The organism is Mesorhizobium sp. M7A.F.Ca.CA.004.06.1.1 (assembly GCF_003999135.1).
Taxonomy (GTDB): Bacteria; Pseudomonadota; Alphaproteobacteria; order Rhizobiales; family Rhizobiaceae; genus Mesorhizobium.
This window is the reverse complement of record NZ_RZPQ01001443.1, coordinates 1-463: the sequence shown is the minus strand read 5'-3', so window position 1 is coordinate 463 and position 463 is coordinate 1. Positions and strand designations below refer to the sequence as shown.

Here is a 463-nt window from a genome sequence, read left to right as displayed (position 1 = left end):
ATCTTGGCCAGCGCCAGGGAGAGCATGATGTCGGTTCCGGTCACCGGCTGGCTGTTGGTGATCCAGTGGGAGAGCGAGCGGAAAATCAACATCGTCGCGAGCGTCAGCACGAGCGAATTCACCTTCAGGCCGACGACCAGCATGCCGTTGACGGCGCCTGCCAAGGTACCGACCAGGATGCCGACGATCGCCGCAGGGAGAATGCCGATCTCTCGCTGCAGGATGACCGATACGATGCCGGCCAGGGCAAACACCGCGCCACCGGAGAGGTCGATCTGGCCCGATATCAAAAGCACCGTCAGGCCGATCGCGATCAGGCCGATTGTCGCCGCCCGGTCGAGGCCGAGGCCGAGGGTCGATGCCGAGAGGTAGCCGGGGACCACCAGCGCGGAAATGACAAGCGTCAGGCCGAGAATGACGACGACGCGATACTGCGAGACAAGCGAAAGAAAACGCATCACGA

The 463-nt window shown here is 62.9% G+C and carries 1 pseudogene; it reads right to left on the bottom strand.

Features of this window, described 5'->3' with window-relative positions:
• Positions 1 to 463, bottom strand: a pseudogene (locus EN906_RS36845) (ABC transporter permease); the annotation flags it as partial.